Source organism: Ligilactobacillus equi DSM 15833 = JCM 10991 (assembly GCF_000615765.1).
Classification (GTDB): Bacteria; Bacillota; Bacilli; order Lactobacillales; family Lactobacillaceae; genus Ligilactobacillus; species Ligilactobacillus equi.
In genome coordinates this window covers 33,359-49,757 of sequence record NZ_BAMI01000011.1, presented here as the reverse complement: position 1 = coordinate 49,757, position 16,399 = coordinate 33,359, and the positions used below count along the sequence as shown (strand labels likewise).

Here is a 16,399-nt window from a genome sequence, read left to right as displayed (position 1 = left end):
TGATAAATTAGTATAAAGAAAAATCAGCTTCATTTTTCCGAAGCTGATTTTTTAGTGTTCTTAATTTTACGATGCAGGTATGTTTTCCACCGGTGGGTTCGTGTCTTAACTTCACCAAAGCGCCAATACTCAAAAGTTGCATTAACCACGGCGCCAAAAATAATTGCCCAACAAGTAAAATTCAACCAAAACATTAAAACAATAAAGGTTCCAATTGTACCATAACTGAGGACAGAGCGCGCAATATAGGTAATGTAATAGGAAAAAAGTTGTGAAATCAAAAGCCAACTCAAGGTAGCTAAAAATGCTCCTGGTAAGATATTCACAAAATGAATTTTTGCATTTGGTAATAACCGATACAAGATACAAAAAGTAATGAAAATTACTAAGGTTGCCGTTGGCATCCGCAAACGTAAGAAAGTTGCTAACCAATCACTAGGTAAATTAAAAATAGGCGCAACGTTTTCTAAAAAGACTTGTCCAAAAGAAAAAGTCACAAATAAAATGAAAATTAACACCCCAATTAAAATCGTAAATAAAAAGGATAGTAAACGTGTAACAAGTGGACTTTGTTTCCGTCCAACACCATAAGCACGATTAAAAGCAACATTAATGGCATTAATCCCCCGCGAAACGGCCCACAAGGCCACAAGCCCACTCACAGAGGCAATCCCCCCTGATCCTTGGGTAAGAAACGTCTTAATTAATGGAGCAATCGTGCGATAAATCGTTTTAGGTAAAATTGGTTGTATATAAGCCAAAATTGTCGTCGCCGACAAATTAATCATGGGCAAAATATTTCCGACTACGATTAATAACGGTAACATTGCCAGTAAAGTGTAATAAGCAATGACGATGGCAATATTATTGATATCTGAATCAGTAAAACGTTCCACAAAAATTTTGACAAATTTCGTAAATGAGTCTTTAAAGCGCCTAAACGCTACTTTCATAGCCATATCCTCTGTTAGTAGGCGTCCCCAGTTGTAGCACTGGTGTCTGTATCATCTGAAGTGTCGCCGTAATAATTATCATTGCTACTATTGGTACTTGAGTTACGACTTGTTTGTGTGGCATTTTTAGGCAGTTTTAATTTTTGCCCTACACTTACAACCTTACTATCGAGCTTATTTAATTTCATAATTTCTTCCACTGTTAATCCATAGTCTTGAGCAATCGTGGATAAATAATCACCCGATTGTACGGTATAGTAAGTATATTTTGTCTTAGTTTTCTTGAGGGATTTTTGGCTTGTTTCACTAAACGAAGTAGCTTGTTGCCCATACTTCTTCTTCGCAATGGCTCTTTGTTTCTCATATTCTTGCTTTTGGTAAACTGCCACGTTACCTGTCGTTTGAGCGAGACGGTCCTTGACAAAACTTAATTGACTGACAAATACCACCACTACAATGGCAACTAAGATTCCTAGTAGCCATAACCAAACTTTGCTAAGTCTATGTTTTTTATGTTTACTTCTTGTCGACATATTATTATCCTCTCACATACAATCTCAACACATTTATATTTTATCGTCACCCCCTAATAAGCTCGGGGGGCATAACTCACGACCATACAGTCAGTAGTTCAAGCGTTTCAAGGCAAGCCAGACACTCCTACCTGATGTGGTTACATTTGGGTGTTTGACAAGCACCCTTTATTACCAACAAGTTGAATATCAGTCGGTAATGTTATTTAACTTAATTTTTTGGTTTTTCTATACCTGAGTCTCCCTAGTTCTTGTGAGTTTGTAAGACCCAGTTACGTTTAATAACGAGGGCAATTCATCACTTGAACGAAATTCGGAAGTCTTCTTACCCTATATTAAAATTTCTTCCAATTTTAACCTAAAAGAATAAGTAAGTTTCTTTCTCAGAGATACCTACTTAACATCATTATTTCAAAATTCCGGTATTTTCAATCTGTTGTTGTGCTATTTGCACATTTTCTGCTAAAACTAAAACGTGCCCGATGTTACTAGTCTTGTGCTGCATAACTTCTGGGATACGATACATATCATAAAACCAATTATCCTTTAAAACCCACTGGGTACGGAGAGCATTTTCCATTTCTTTTGTAATAAAGAACAAAACTCCAGGATGCACAATTTCTGGCTGTACCAAAGGGATTTGTGCCAAAGCACGTAAATGTTGCTCAAACATGGTGACATTGACCGTTTTATTGAAAATATAGCCTGCATTACTCAGAGCCGGTGTTAGACGGTTAAAGTAGAGCGTCCCATTTTTAGTTAGATAAAAGGACAATTCAAAACAGCCCACATAACTAATCTTTTGTGCTATTTCTTGGGCTAAACGTTCAATTTCCTGCACGGTATCCGTATCTAATTGGGCCGGCATACTTGCTAAGGCTAAGGTTTGGTCTTCTTTTACCCGACATTCTACCAAAGGAAAAGATGTCACTTTTTGATCTTGAGTTTTTGTCATAATTAAAGAAACTTCACGTTCAAAATCAACATGTGACTCTAAAATATAGGTGCCTTTTTCCACTAATTCAGCACAGTCTGCAATGTCAGTTTGTTTTCGAATCACCCTGATACGTTTGGGGTTAAAATCCTTTTGGATAGGCTTGAGTACACAGGGATAACCAATTGATGGCATAGCTTGATAAATATCATCTAAATTAATAATAGTTGCGTAAGGGGCAATATTGACATTCATTTGTTCGAAAAAGGCACGTTCTAATAGCCGATCCTGTGTCAACTCTAATAATTCTGTATTTTGTGGTACCCGTGTAAAATGACTCAAATAACGAATCACTTGCACATCAATTTCATCAGATTCGTAAGTTACCAAATCACACCGCTGCGCAAAGTCTGCTAATTTTTCTTTATCATTTAACCTGCCCACTAAGGCTACATCTGCGTGGGCCAATACCGGACTGGATTCGTGTCTGCTGTAAGATACGACTTTAAAACCTAAGTGTTGCGCAGCTTGGGCTAACATAACTCCACTTGGGCTATCCCCAATAATTCCAATTGTACTTCCAGGAAATAAGACATTATTTTCCATTTTCCGTGACCTACCTTCGTCTACAACTTTATTTCTTAGCTACTATCATACCATAATTAGTCGCTTCCCCTAACTTTTAAGTCAGAAATTTTTATTTATTTTTTTTACTTTTACGATCTACTAATTTTTTTACCGGTATCACAATTACTGGCGTGATAACAGCCGATAAAAGTGCTTCAGGGATTCCATTAGTCGCTACAACGCCTAGTAAGAGGGGCAATAATTTGTCCGTTGAAACAGCATATAAGGCATGAGATTGGCCCCGGTAGAAGAGATAAATAGCCCCAAGGACTAAAATCGTATTAGTCAACGCCCCTAAAATAGCTGCCAAACTAAAGGAAAGACCTTCAATTTTAAGAAATTTGTTAAAAAATTTCCAGCTGTAAAAGGCCATCACGGCAATCATCATCCTCGGTACAACTGAAATAATCGGGTTTACAAAGACAATCGCTGCTAAAGGGCTCGTAGGTGCCACAAAAGCCCGAATAAAAGTTACCACGCCCCAAAAAAAACCTACCGTCACTCCTGGCCCTAAACCTAAAGTTAAGGCTGCCACAATTACAGTAATCTGAATAATAGTTAAATTCAAAACTCCTAAGGGGATGTAACCCAAAAAAGGAATTGAAGTCTGAACAAGCACAATGGCACAAAAAAGTGCCACCAATACTTGCTTAAATAAATTTTGTTTTTTCTTCATCACTTATACCTCTCGAACGTAATAGCGTTGTCATTGCAACTATACCATAACTTTACCATGCAAAAAAGCCCTGACATAGGGCTTTTGCTTATTTTTGTTCAAGTGTTTCCAAATTTTCCTCACTGATAATTTCAATGGCTTGGCGTAAAACCCGTTGGAAAATCGTAATGTCCGTAGGGTCAACTTGATCTTCTAAGCGTTCTTGAAAACTTTGCCAAAACTCTTGATCATCAGAAATTAAACTGGTGTACTTATTGGTTACCATTAAATGAGCTACCCGGTGGTCTTCTTCATCCACCTTCTTTTCCACCAAACCTATATTAATTAACTTCTTAATGTGATAGTTAGTGTTTGGCGTTGATTGCCCTAAAAGGCGTGAAATTGTCCCAACCGTTGGATCCTTTAATTGATAAATTGCTTCAAGATAGTACATATCAATCGCCCCTAACTTTTCCAATTCTGAAAAAGTACGATTGTGTTCACGTAGACGCATTAATTGTGTTAAATTAAGCATCATCTTCTGTAAAGAACTCATAGCTATCCCTCCATATCCGCATTGAGTCTCATTATAAATCACTTATGTTTTCATTACCTAAGGAGCTATCCTTATTAGAATCAATTTTACACCATATTTATCTTTATGTAAAATTTTTTTAACTCATTTTTTTAATTAAACTTGGCATTGAAAAGGGATTTTACCAAGTCTTCTACCTCTTGAGCTGTCATTTGATAGTTGCTATCAATCCACTCAAATAGTAGTACCAAAAAAGCCCCCGCAATCATCTTAGCAGTTAAAGCCGGTTGTGTAGAACCAGTAATCATAGTGGCCAGTACACATAATTCCGGTGCTTGAGCCAACTCACCTGACTTGGCTGCCTCTTCAAGCCGCGCTGCTACAATATCAATCATCAACCAATAGGCAAAACTGCGCTGGTTATTGATTGAGATGTTGCGAAAAATCTTTTTTTCTCGCAAAATAAGATGAATCACTGAAGTTACTAAATTTGTATTGTCTAACTGTTCAACAAAGTACGTTTCAAATAAAAAGCGAAATAAATCATCCTTATCTTGAAAATAACGGTAAAAAGTCGAACGGTGAATTTGAGCTTCTTGACAAATTTCTTCAATACTGATTTTTTCCAGCGGTTCTTGAAATAAAAGTTGGCGAAAACTTTGCACAATTTGTAGTCTTCTTCTTTCTCTTATTTTAGTCATCTACAATCCTCTTTCTTTTATTTCTAACATCAATAAAATTGCGCTATAATATGATTATCATACTGAAAGGAAACAATTTATGCAAGTCTATCAACACTATATCCAATACTACGAAACTGACCGCATGGGGATTACCCACCATTCCAATTACATTCGTTTCATGGAGGAAGCGCGGGTTTCCTTTTTGAATAAAATCGGCTGGAACTACGCCAAGCTCGAAGCCCAAGGTATTATCTCCCCTGTAGTCGCCGTTAAATGTAAATACCTTAAGCCTTCGACCTTTGCTGACACTTTAAGCATTGATGTGTCGGTCACTAAATTTTCCGGAGTTAAATTAACCTTAGCTTACAAGATGACTAACCAAGACGGAGTGCTTATTTGTAAGGGACAATCAGAACACTGCTTTACCACCATGGATGGTAAAATTTTACGTCTTAATAAAGACCACCCTAAATTTTCCCAAAGCCTTACTGCTTTAATTGTACAAGAAAACTGAGAAAAGACTCAAAGTAAAAAACCACTAAAATCACGCAACTTGAAAAGATGGCGTTAAATTTCAGCGGTTCTTTTTATATTTTTTAAACCTCTTCTTTGACTTAGCCCAAGTATTTCTTGCCTTGGTAGTGGTCAATAACCACCAATCCAAACAGAGAACTAACACTGACAAAACCCGCACCAACCATGACTAACTTTTGTCGTAAAATGTCATTATGCGGATCAAAAAGCGAATAGTTAGTTTTTTGCTTGACCGGACGACAATCAACATCAACTTTTTTGGTCGTTTCCACCACTGTTTCAGGCGGATTAGTAGTCGCATATGCTGAACCTATACTAGCCGTATTCATTGCTACCGACTTTGCCACAACCGGTGTACTTACAACCGCCTTTTCCACCACAGTCTTTTTTTCAGGCACAGCACTCACTAACATCGAAGTTTTTGTTTCTCCTGTCGTTTCAGTTGCATCACTGCCTGTTTCACGTATATCATCAGTTTTTTCAGTCACTGCTTTAGTATCATCGAGCTTAACCGCTGCCTTGACAGTTACTTCAACTGGCTCTCTGTCATCTTCTTGACTATCACGATCAACATCCACAGCCTTCTTCGTTTCTGAACTTACTAACGCTTTGTCATCAGTAGTAACTTCTTCGGTTTCAACTTCCGTAGAACTCACCGACTTAGCGCTATCGTTTAACTTAGTAGCTGAAGCTGTAACTTTAATCACCGGCGCATTGTTAGTGTCACCACTGTCTGCTCGGGCGTTAGTTGCAACAAGCATCCCCGCACTTAAGGCAACAAACATCAGCCCCATCGTCTGTCTTTCATATATTTTACCTTAGTTTCTTAATAATATCTTACTTATCCATTTTACCAAACTAATGACAACTTGACTAGGTGTTTAATCTGAGAGCCCAAAATCTATACAAAAAAAGCCTAATCCATATAAGATTAGACTTTTCGAGTCTATATTAACGGCGACGTTCTGGGATACGAGCTGCCTTACCGTGCAATGCACGTAAGTAGTAAAGCTTAGCACGACGAACCTTACCGTAACGTACAACTTCAATCTTATCTACACGTGGTGTGTGCAATGGGAAAGTACGTTCCACACCGATACCACTTGACATCTTACGAACAGTGTAAGTTTCTGAGATACCTTCACCACGACGCTTGATAACAACACCTTCGAAAACTTGGATACGTTCACGTGATCCTTCAACGATACGTGCGTGAACACGAACAGTGTCACCAGCGCGGAATTCTGGAATATCGTTACGTAATTGAGCTTGTGTAAGCTTTGCGATTAATGGGTTTACTGACATTAATTTTTCTTCCTTTCACTGATAATCATGTCCAGGTGCAGCGGATTATCGTTTTTATAGCATTAATATGCCAAAGACTAATTTACCATGATTTAGCACTTAAGTAAAGCTTTTTTTTAGGATTCTTTGCTTTCAGTTTGAAATTCCCGTAGCCACTTAGCTTCTTGCTTAGATAATTCATAATTTTTCAACATATCAGGTCGGCGTTCAAAAGTCCGCCTTAAAGCCTCTTTATTACGCCATTCAGCAATTTTAGCGTGGTTCCCACTAGTCAAGACCTCAGGAACTTTCATCCCCCTAAAATCAGCCGGACGTGTGTATTGAGGGTATTCTAAGAGACCACTTGAAAAAGAATCACCTGGTGCAGATTCACCATTGCCTAAAACCCCAGGTAACAAGCGAACAGTCGCGTCAACAATGACCATTGCCCCTAATTCACCACCAGTTAAAACGAAATCACCTAGGGAAATTTCATCGGTTACTAGCGTTCTAATTCGCTCATCATACCCTTCGTAATGACCACAAATAAAGGTTAAATGCTCTTCGTTAGCTAAATCCTCGGCCACACTCTGATCGAACTTCTTACCAGCTGGATCTAGCAAGATAACCCGCCCCTTAGTTTGAGCCTTAGCTTGAGTCGCGGCTAAAGCATCAAAGATGGGCTGAGCTTGAAGTAACATCCCGGCTCCCCCACCGTAAGGGGCATCATCAACGTGGTTTTGTTTTTGAGTGGTATAGTCACGGAAGTCTGTAACTTCAATATCTAAGAGTCCTTTTTCTTCGGCTTTACCTACAATCGACTCTCTGAGGGGTTGGAACATGTTAGGGAAAAGACTTAGTATATCAATCCGCATCTTAAATCAGTCCTTCCATCATTTCAACTATAACTTGTTTTTGGTCCAGGTTAATTTCCTTGATGACATCGGCAATTGCCGGCAATAAGATATCATCTTCCCCCTACGACCTACAACCCAAACGTCATTTGCCCCCGGTGATAAAATTTCTTTGATAGTCCCGTAAACTGTCCCATCTTCTTGGTCAACTACTTCTAAACCGATAATTTGATTGTAATAGTAGTCACCTTCGTCCAATTCTGCTTGTTGGTCCTTGGAAACCTTTAGATCAGCTTGCTTGTATTGTTCTACTAAGTTGATATTTTCTAAGCCTTCAAAAACTAATAGATCCAATCCCTTGTGTTGACGGTGAGACTTCACCTTGACTTCCACGGGTGCCTGCTTTCCCTGGACGATGTAAAGAATTTGTCCTGGTGCGAAACGTTGGTCATTAAAGTCAGTCGTAGACTTCACCCGCACTTCACCCCGGATACCATGTGTATTAACAATTTTTCCGACTTGATAAAATTCCATGTTTTCCTCCTTGATTCTAAGAAAAAAAGCCTCAAAGCTAGGCTTGGAGGCTTTTTTATTCCACAATGTTTAGGCGCATCCGAGCCGGTTGACTCAAATGGACACCGTAGACAATGGTCCGAATCGAGGAAACGACCCGACCATTTTTTCCAATTACCCGCCCCATATCAGCGGGGGCAACTGTTACATTGAAATTCAGAAAATGTGCATCTTCAACCACAGCAACTTGTACCACATCGGGTTCGGTCACTAATGGCCTAATGATGGTTAGAATTAACTCCGTCACATCTGCTGGTGTCATATGTTTCAACTACCTTTTAATTACTTGGAAAATTTTGCTTCGTGGAACTTCTTCATTACGCCATTCTTTGAAAGAATGTTACGAACTGTGTCTGATGGTTGTGCACCGTTGTTCAACCAGTTCATGATTTCTTCTTCCTTAAGCGTAACTGTTTCAGGTTGTGTTAATGGGTTGTATGTCCCAACAGTTTCGATGAAACGACCATCACGTGGTGAACGTGAGTCAGCAACAACGATACGGTAGAAAGGAGCTTTCTTAGAACCCATACGCTTTAAACGAATTTTAACTGCCATAAATTTTTGCACCTCCTATTATCTTCTCAACGTTTATTAATATACCAGTAAATCAATCTGGTGTAAAGGAAAAATTCTTGACAGTCTCAAAAAAATTTCTTTTCCTCCAATAAAAGCCCATTTTATCGGCTTTTTACTATTTTATTTTTTCCGCCGTCTTCTTAATTTATCTAATTTACGTTTTTTGTTTTTGCGCATCATACGGTTCATGGACATCTTAGCTAACTTACCAGTCATTCCGTTACCCAAGAGACCTTCCATACCGGCAAAGTTACCTTTAGACATCTTTTGCATCATGTCTTGCATTTGCTTAAATTGCTTAATCATGCGGTTAACTTCTTGAATCGGCCGCCCAGATCCCGCTGCAATCCGTCGCCGGCGACTTGGGTTTAAAAGGTCAGGATTTTCTCTTTCCGCAGGAGTCATGGAGTAGACCACGGCCTTAGTTCTTTCAATATCTTTGGGATCAACATTAACATTCTTTAAGGCTGGGTTGTTAGCCATTCCAGGAATCATCTTCATGATATCTTCCAATGGTCCCATTTTTTGAACCTGTTCTAATTGGTCGATAAAATCATTGAAGTCAAAGGTGTTAGCCCGCATTTTTTCAGCCATTTCCTCAGCCTTTTGTTGATCGAAGTCACGCTGCGCCTTTTCAATCAAGGTCAACATGTCCCCCATCCCTAGGATTCTTGAAGCCATTCGGTCAGGGTAGAAAACATCTAAATCGGTCGACTTTTCCCCTTCCCCTATGAACTTGATTGGCTTACCCGTTACCGTTCGGACAGAAAGGGCCGCCCCACCACGGGTATCCCCATCTAACTTAGTTAAGACAACCCCCGTAACATCTAATTGGTCATTGAAACCTTGGGCCACTTCCACGGCGTTTTGTCCCGTCATGGCATCAATTGTTAAGAGAATTTCGTTAGGTTGAGCTAATTCCTTAATGTTTTTTAACTCATCCATCAATTTCTCATCAATTTGCAGACGCCCAGCCGTATCAATGATGATATAGTCGTTTTTCTTTTCTCGTCCTAGAGCTAAACCTCGGCGTACAATTTCAACAGGGTCAACGTCGGTCCCCATTTCAAAAACCGGCACGTCAATACTTTCCCCCACTACCTTTAATTGATCAACGGCAGCAGGTCGGTAAACATCAGCAGCAATCATTAACGGCCGTGCATTTTCTTCATTTTTGAGTTTGAGGGCTAATTTACCGGCTGTAGTTGTTTTCCCGGCCCCTTGGAGCCCAACCATCATGATAATGGTAGGAATCTTAGGAGACTTGTTCAATGGGGTCGCTTCATCCCCCATCACCTTAATTAATTCTTCATTTACAATGGAAACAATTTGTTGGGCCGGAGTTAAACTCTCGAGCACTTCCGATCCCACCGCACGTGTCCGCACAGTCTTTACAAAGTCTTTAACAACCTTAAAGTTAACGTCTGCTTCTAATAAAGCCAGGCGAATTTCGCGCATAACTTCTTTGACGTCAGATTCTGTAATTTTACCTTTTTTTCTCAGTTTGCTAATCGCATTTTGGAGACGTTCTGTTAAACCTTCAAATGCCATATTACAACACCATCTTTCCTATTCTTCCAGTCGAGCTAACTGCTCAATCATTGCCAAGAGTCTTCCATCTTGAGAATAATTTTCCCGCACGTAATTTTCGAGTTCATCGGTTTGCTTGCTTTGAGCTTGAAAACGCTGAAAAAGTTGAAGCTTAGTTTCATACTCCTCCAAAATTTTTTCCGTACGCCGAATATTATCATAAACTGCTTGCCGAGAAACTTCATAGTTTTCAGCAATCTCACCCAAGGAATAATCATCCGATAATAAAGGGCAATATAGTTCATTTGTTTTTCAGTCAAAAGCGGTTCATAAAACTCAAACAAAGCATTAATCCGATTGGTTTTTTCCAAAGCCATATGCCACCTCTACTTAGGAGTAACCAAGCCTTGGAAAAGACCATAGACGTATTCTTCCGGATTAAAGTCCCGTAAGTCGTCCATACCTTCGCCTAAACCCACTAACTTCACTGGCAGATGCAATTCATTACGAATGGCTAAAACAATCCCTCCACGTGCGGTTCCATCAAGTTTAGTCAAGGCAATCCCCGATACCTTGGTAACTTGACTAAATTCCTTGGCTTGGTTGAGGGCATTTTGCCCGGTTGTGGCATCCAAAGCCAAAATAACTTCATGTGGCGCTTCCGGAATTTCACGGATAATCACTCTTTGAATTTTTTCTAATTCCTTCATCAAGTTAACCTTGTTTTGCAAACGACCGGCTGTATCGACGAATAAAATATCGTAATCTTCTGCCTTTGCTTTTTTAACGGCTTCAAAGACCACAGCTGCGGGATCACTTTTTTCTGGTTTAGCCACAACTTCAACATTGGTGCGCTTTCCCCATTCAACTAATTGTTGAATAGCCCCGGCTCTAAAAGTATCCGCCGCTGCTAATAAAACCTTCTTACCTTGACTTTGGTAACGGTGGGCTAATTTCCCAATCGTAGTGGTTTTTCCTACCCCATTAACCCCAACAAAGAGGACAACGGTTGGTCCTTGCGTGGCAAAATGAAGTTGGTTGTCCTCTCCTTGACCTTCAGCTTCATACATGTCCACCAATTTTTCAATGATGGCATCTGAAATATCAGATTTCTTCTTGGCATTGCGGAGCTTAACTTCTTGCCGAAGTTCTTCCGAAATTTGCATAGCCGTTTCAAAACCCACATCGGCCTCGATTAAGGTTTCTTCTAATTCTTCAAAGAAATCTTCATCCACCCGCCGGAAATTGGCTAAAAGGGCGTTAATCTTAGCCCCAAAGCCGGTCCGTGATTTTTCTAAACCTTTGGTATAACGCTTGGTTTCTTCATTTTCTGAACTAACAGTTTCTGCTTGAGCTAAGCTTTGACTTTCGCTGAGGCTTTCACTTTCGCTGGCGCTAACACTCAGGCTAACTGATTCACTCAAGCTCGTACTAGTTGATGCGCTTAGACTGGTTGCTAAACTTGTACTTTCACTCAAACTTTGACTGGTCATTGCCAAGCTTAAGCTTTCGGATTCTGCTTGGCTTTGACTAACACTAGTACTTTCACTTGCCGCTAAACTCAGGCTAACACTAATACTGGCACTTTGAGCCATACTTTGATTGACGCTGGAACTTAAACTTGCTTGATCAGAGCTCCCAACGGTTGTGGACGCTTGGCTATCAACTTGACTACTCGCAACTTCTGAAGTTGACTGACTTTCACTTTGACTGTCTTCAGGATCCTTGGCCCCGAAGGCTTTTCTTAATTTATCAAAAAGTCCCATATTCTAATTCCTTTCTTCTTGATCATCTTTGACCGCCACAGAGACGACGGACGAAACTCCTGATTCTTGCATGGTAACCCCGTATAAAACGTCAGCATTCATCATCGTTCCCTTACGGTGAGTAATCACGATAAATTGGGTCTTACTATCGAAGTTTTGCAGATATTGGGCATAACGTTGCACATTGGCATCATCCAAAGCCGCTTCCGCTTCATCCAAGATAACAAATGGTACCGGGTGAACCTTTAAAATGGCAAAGAGCAAGGCCATAGCCGTTAAGGCTTTTTCCCCACCAGACAAGAGACTTAAAGTTTGGAACTTCTTGCCCGGCGGTTGGGCCATAATTTCAATTCCCGTCGTCAAAGGATCATCGGGATCGGTTAACTTCAGTTTGGCATATCCGCCACCAAACATTTGCGGGAAGACATTTTCAAAAGAAGCCGAGATAGCATTAAAAGTCGCTAAGAAGCGCTTCTTCACTTCGGCATCCATTTCATCCATACTTTGAATCAATTGTTCCTTGGCATTCAAGAGGTCATCTTGTTGCTTGGTTAAGAATTCGTAACGTTCATTGATCCGGTCAAATTCTTTAATAGCCCCTAAGTTAACCTCACCCAGATCTTCTAAACCTAGTTTCAAAAGCCGTATTTGCTGGTTAACGTAAGCTAAATCCCGATTTAAATCGGAATCTTGGCTAGCAGCTTCGTAAGTCATGGCATAGCTATTGGCCAATTCATCCAGGTCATTTTTCAACAGGCCTTGAATTTGACTCTTACGCACCGCCAAGTTAGCCTGTTCATCTAAGGCCGCTCTTTGAAGGTCACCTAAACGGTTGACTTGCAGTTGCGCCTTAACTTGTTCATCTTTACCACCGGTTCTTGCTTCTTTCAGTTTAGCAATTGTGGCCTGTAAATCAGCTTGCTTGGCTTCCAATTCATCTAACTGTACTTGCAATTTTCCCTCGGTTGGACCGGGACTAACTTTTTCTAAGTTGGCCACTTCAGTCTGGTTAGCGGCCAGGGTGGTTTCGAGTTGTAGTTTTTGCTTACTCAAATCAGCCAAACGTTGACTTTGACTAGTCAAGCGTTCCTTAACGACCGCTAACTTTTGTTCAATTTCCCCTTGCTTCTTTAAAGCACCTTCATAAGAAACACTGCTTGCTTGTAAATTAGCTTGTAATTGGTTAGCTTCTTGACTAAGTTCTGCCTTAGCTTGCTTAGTTTGAGCCAATTGGGCTTCCAGGTCATGCAATTTGGCTTCGTAGTCATTCAAAAAGTCGTCACTTAAATTGTTGTTAGCCAGCAATTTGGCTCTTTGTTCTGCTTGATATTTCAGCCGTACACTAGCTAATTGATGTTCTTGTTGAGCTTGGGTTAATTTTTGACTCAAATCAACTACCGTCAAGGTGGCTTGCTTGCTTTGGGCTTGTTGAACTTCTAATTCCTGACGCGTTTTTTGCCCCATGTTTTGCATTGTGGCTAATTTTTCTTGCATCAAGCCCACATCTTTTTGTAGCTTTTCCAACTGATTTCGTTGTTCCAAAAGCCCCATCCCAGCTTGCTTATTTTGTCCTCCGGTCATGGCTCCCCCACTAGCTAAGAGATCACCTTGAAGAGTTACAATCTTCACGCTGTGGTTGAGTTTTTGGGCTAAAATCGTCGCAGCATCTAAGTTTTCCGCAATCACAGTAGCCCCCAAAAGATACGATGCCACGACAGGATTAGGTATCTTAATTTGGACTAAATCGCTAGCCACCCCAATAATGCCAGGTGTCGTTGCCACGACTTCCAGTTGATGAGCTGACAAACGCTTAGGCTTTAAGGCATCGCATGGTAAAAACGTGGCTCGCCCTAATTTTTGCTTACGCAAGTAATTAATAGCTTGTTTGGCGGCTTGAGTGTCCGTTACCACCACGTTTTGAAGTTGGGCTCCCAAGGCTGTTTCCAAAGCAAGGCTATAAGTCTGGTCTGCTTGTAATAATTGAGCCACAGGTCCAATAATGCCGACCAACTTCTTTTGAGCCTGCATGATATTTTTGACTCCCTGGTAGTAACCTTGATGACTCAAAGCCACCCGTTTAAGAGTTTCTTCTCTAGTTTGAGCTTGCTTTAAAACATCATTAGCTTGATAGTAGCGCTTTTCTTGTTCTTCCAAACGCCGTTGGAGAACTTGCGTCGCTTCTAAGCTCGCCTTTTCTTTTGCCTTGGCTTGAGCATGTTGGCCCTCAATTTCAGCTAAGTTGGTCTGCGCTTGAGCTTCCTTTTGTGCTTCGGCTTGATAAAGCGCATCAATTTCTTTAAGGGCTGCCTGATCAGCCACTAAATCATCTGATTGCTTGGCTTGTTCGCGCTTGAGGTATTCTAGCTGGCTAACCAAGTTAGCTTCAGTTTGCATTACTTGCAATGTTTTTTGTCGGTTAACCTCTTCTTGGCGACGTAAGTCTGTCGGCGAAACCACTGCTTGGGCTTTGAGATTCGTCAATTTCCTTTGCAAATCACTAGCCTGAGCTTCGAGATCTGTCACCGTGGCTTGAACTCGGGTGATTTCCGCCGTTATATCCCTGACTTGCGCCTGCAAATTGGTTTCTTGTTGACTTAATTCCGCCAATTTTTCCTGCTTGTAAGCCTGGTCTTGTTGACTTATCTTTTGTTGACCATAAAGGCGTTCCATCTGATTGGTCACTTCGAGAAGCTGATTTTGTTTTTGATCCAAACTTTCTTCGAGCTTACTTTGCTGAGTTTGCAGGTCCTGCATGGCTTTATTAGCCTTTTGACTTTGGATTTCATAATCCGCCACTAATTTTTGATTGGCTTCAACTTGCACCAAAACATCTTGGTGCTTAGCTTGATTACTTTCGATATTTAACACTAACCGACTCAAATTAAAGTGATCGTAACGTTTCTTTTGATCTAAGTAATCCCGTGCAATTGAAGCTTGTTCTTCCAAAGGTTGTCTTTGTTGATAAAGTTCGGTGATGATATCAGCCACCCGTTGAAGATGATCGGAAGTTTCGTCCAATTGCTTTTGGGCATGTTGCTTTTCTTTTTTGTATTTCAAGACCCCTGCCACTTCTTCGACTAAGCCTCGACGGTCCTGAGGTTTACTGTTAAAAATTTCTTCCACCCGGCCTTGGGAAATAATCGAAAATGATTCACGCCCAATCCCCGTATCCATGAACAGTTCAGTAATATCGCGCATCCGTACAGTTTTATTATTGAGGAGGTATTCTCCGCTACCGTCCCGGTAGAGACGGCGAATAATTTCAATACTCTCGGGTTGTTTGGCTAAAAAGCCATCACTATTATCTAATTCAATACGAACTTCAGCCCGGTTTAAAGGCGAGCGCTTGCTGGACCCGGCAAAAATCACGTCGGCCATACGTCCACCCCGTAAACTTTTAGCGGAGTGTTCCCCAAGAACAAATCGTAAAGCTTCCACGACGTTACTTTTCCCCGATCCATTAGGCCCCACAATCCCGGTCATTCCCGGCTGAAATTCAATCCGTGTCTTTTGTGCAAAAGACTTAAAACCGGTGATGGTCAATGCTGTTAATTTCACTAAATTTCCGCCTTTCCCAGCTTAACGTAATTGTTTTAAGGCTTGGTGGGCAGCCGCTTGTTCTGCAGCCTTTTTCGAGTGTCCTTGCCCCTGACCAACAGCTTGACCATTAACTACGACTTGCATGGTATAAATTCGATCGTTATCCGGGCCAACGGCGTCTAGCACTTCATAAACAATTTTGGCATCGCCATCTTTTTGAACCAATTCTTGTAATTCACTCTTGTGGTCTAAGAGGTGGTCAAACCAACCTTGGTCTAACTTAGAAAAGACCACACGACTGATAAAATCCACCACGACCTCTTTACCTAAATCTTGGTATAAAGCCCCGATAAAACTTTCAAAAATATCACATAAGAGTGATGGGCGCTTGCGGGCATTGGCCTTTTCTTCCCCATTTCCCAAACGAATGTATTCATCGAAGTGACACTCTAAGGCTAATTTAGAAAAACTATCCTCACAGACCATGGCCGCTCTAAGCCGAGTTAATTTCCCTTCTGGTAAATTAGGGTAACGTTTGAAGAGGTATTCTGACACACACAATTGCATGACCGCATCCCCTAAAAATTCAATTCTTTCGTAGTAACGCAGGTTTTCTTTTGGGTGCTCATTAACATAGGAAGCATGGGTAAATGCTTCATCATAGTAATCATAATTTTTTATCTTGATGTTAAATTCTTCACGTAACATCTTAGCTAATCCGATAATCAAGGTCTAAACCTCCCATTTTAAAATTTTATACTCTTTAATTATAACAAAGAGCCGCCCCGTATGCCACGAGGCGACCCGACTTTTCGGTTAAAA

The 16,399-nt window shown here is 40.6% G+C and carries 16 protein-coding genes and 2 pseudogenes; 1 reads left to right on the top strand and 17 read right to left on the bottom strand.

The genetic code is table 11. From position 1 onward, the window contains the following. Window positions 1–29 precede the first annotated feature (29 nt). The 6 genes from JCM10991_RS04150 to JCM10991_RS04125 form a co-directional block, all read right to left on the bottom strand. The gene (locus tag JCM10991_RS04150) at window positions 30–959 is read right to left on the bottom strand and encodes a YihY/virulence factor BrkB family protein (protein WP_023860441.1); all 930 of its coding nucleotides are present in this window, start codon (window positions 957–959) and stop codon (window positions 30–32) included. 8 nt (window positions 960–967) lie between these two features. Beyond that, entirely contained in the window at window positions 968–1,486 is a 519-nt protein-coding gene (locus JCM10991_RS14345) for a LysM peptidoglycan-binding domain-containing protein (protein WP_025020644.1), read from the bottom strand. Between the two features lie 406 nt (window positions 1,487–1,892). Continuing rightward, window positions 1,893–3,026 carry an ATP-grasp domain-containing protein gene (locus JCM10991_RS04140; protein WP_025020643.1) on the bottom strand — a complete coding sequence of 378 codons (1,134 nt, stop codon included), beginning with the start codon at window positions 3,024–3,026 and terminating at the stop codon, window positions 1,893–1,895. 91 nt (window positions 3,027–3,117) lie between these two features. Then, window positions 3,118–3,723 (bottom strand): ECF transporter S component, encoded by a 606-nt coding sequence (locus JCM10991_RS04135; RefSeq protein WP_023860438.1) that lies wholly within the window; start codon window positions 3,721–3,723, stop codon window positions 3,118–3,120. A gap of 88 nt (window positions 3,724–3,811) precedes the next feature. After that, window positions 3,812–4,258, bottom strand: coding sequence for a MarR family winged helix-turn-helix transcriptional regulator (locus JCM10991_RS04130; protein WP_025020642.1), 447 nt, complete (start codon window positions 4,256–4,258; stop codon window positions 3,812–3,814). A 131-nt stretch (window positions 4,259–4,389) separates the two neighbouring features. After that, window positions 4,390–4,938, bottom strand: coding sequence for a TetR/AcrR family transcriptional regulator (locus JCM10991_RS04125; protein WP_023860436.1), 549 nt, complete (start codon window positions 4,936–4,938; stop codon window positions 4,390–4,392). A 79-nt stretch (window positions 4,939–5,017) separates the two neighbouring features. Here JCM10991_RS04125 and JCM10991_RS04120 point away from each other — a divergent pair, with 79 nt between their 5' ends. Continuing rightward, window positions 5,018–5,434, top strand: coding sequence for an acyl-CoA thioesterase (locus JCM10991_RS04120; RefSeq protein WP_025020641.1), 417 nt, complete (start codon window positions 5,018–5,020; stop codon window positions 5,432–5,434). Window positions 5,435–5,534: 100 nt separating this feature from the next. Here the strand turns inward: JCM10991_RS04120 and JCM10991_RS04115 are convergent, their stop codons facing one another. From JCM10991_RS04115 to rnc, 11 genes and pseudogenes are all read right to left on the bottom strand, one after another. Beyond that, on the bottom strand, window positions 5,535–6,248 hold the full coding sequence (locus tag JCM10991_RS04115) for a hypothetical protein (protein WP_025020640.1): 714 nt from the start codon (window positions 6,246–6,248) through the stop codon (window positions 5,535–5,537). A 157-nt stretch (window positions 6,249–6,405) separates the two neighbouring features. Continuing rightward, on the bottom strand, window positions 6,406–6,759 hold the full coding sequence (rplS, locus tag JCM10991_RS04110) for a 50S ribosomal protein L19 (protein WP_023860433.1): 354 nt from the start codon (window positions 6,757–6,759) through the stop codon (window positions 6,406–6,408). Window positions 6,760–6,875: 116 nt separating this feature from the next. Then, window positions 6,876–7,613 carry a tRNA (guanosine(37)-N1)-methyltransferase TrmD gene (trmD, locus tag JCM10991_RS04105; RefSeq protein ID WP_025020639.1) on the bottom strand — a complete coding sequence of 246 codons (738 nt, stop codon included), beginning with the start codon at window positions 7,611–7,613 and terminating at the stop codon, window positions 6,876–6,878. A 1-nt stretch (window position 7,614) separates the two neighbouring features. Next, window positions 7,615–8,126: pseudogene (gene rimM, locus JCM10991_RS12600) on the bottom strand (ribosome maturation factor RimM). Between the two features lie 55 nt (window positions 8,127–8,181). Beyond that, window positions 8,182–8,427: a KH domain-containing protein gene (locus tag JCM10991_RS04095; protein WP_023860430.1), complete on the bottom strand. Its 246-nt coding sequence runs from the start codon at window positions 8,425–8,427 to the stop codon at window positions 8,182–8,184. A 20-nt stretch (window positions 8,428–8,447) separates the two neighbouring features. Next, on the bottom strand, window positions 8,448–8,720 hold the full coding sequence (gene rpsP, locus JCM10991_RS04090; protein WP_023860429.1) for a 30S ribosomal protein S16: 273 nt from the start codon (window positions 8,718–8,720) through the stop codon (window positions 8,448–8,450). Between the two features lie 141 nt (window positions 8,721–8,861). Beyond that, window positions 8,862–10,292: a signal recognition particle protein gene (gene ffh, locus JCM10991_RS04085; protein ID WP_025020638.1), complete on the bottom strand. Its 1,431-nt coding sequence runs from the start codon at window positions 10,290–10,292 to the stop codon at window positions 8,862–8,864. 18 nt (window positions 10,293–10,310) lie between these two features. Continuing rightward, window positions 10,311–10,648: pseudogene (locus JCM10991_RS12595) on the bottom strand (putative DNA-binding protein). 9 nt (window positions 10,649–10,657) lie between these two features. Next, window positions 10,658–12,037 carry a signal recognition particle-docking protein FtsY gene (ftsY, locus tag JCM10991_RS04075; protein ID WP_025020637.1) on the bottom strand — a complete coding sequence of 460 codons (1,380 nt, stop codon included), beginning with the start codon at window positions 12,035–12,037 and terminating at the stop codon, window positions 10,658–10,660. Between the two features lie 3 nt (window positions 12,038–12,040). Continuing rightward, window positions 12,041–15,595: a chromosome segregation protein SMC gene (smc, locus tag JCM10991_RS04070; RefSeq protein WP_025020636.1), complete on the bottom strand. Its 3,555-nt coding sequence runs from the start codon at window positions 15,593–15,595 to the stop codon at window positions 12,041–12,043. A gap of 21 nt (window positions 15,596–15,616) precedes the next feature. Continuing rightward, the gene (rnc, locus tag JCM10991_RS04065; protein WP_025020635.1) at window positions 15,617–16,306 is read right to left on the bottom strand and encodes a ribonuclease III; all 690 of its coding nucleotides are present in this window, start codon (window positions 16,304–16,306) and stop codon (window positions 15,617–15,619) included. Window positions 16,307–16,399: the final 93 nt, after the last annotated feature.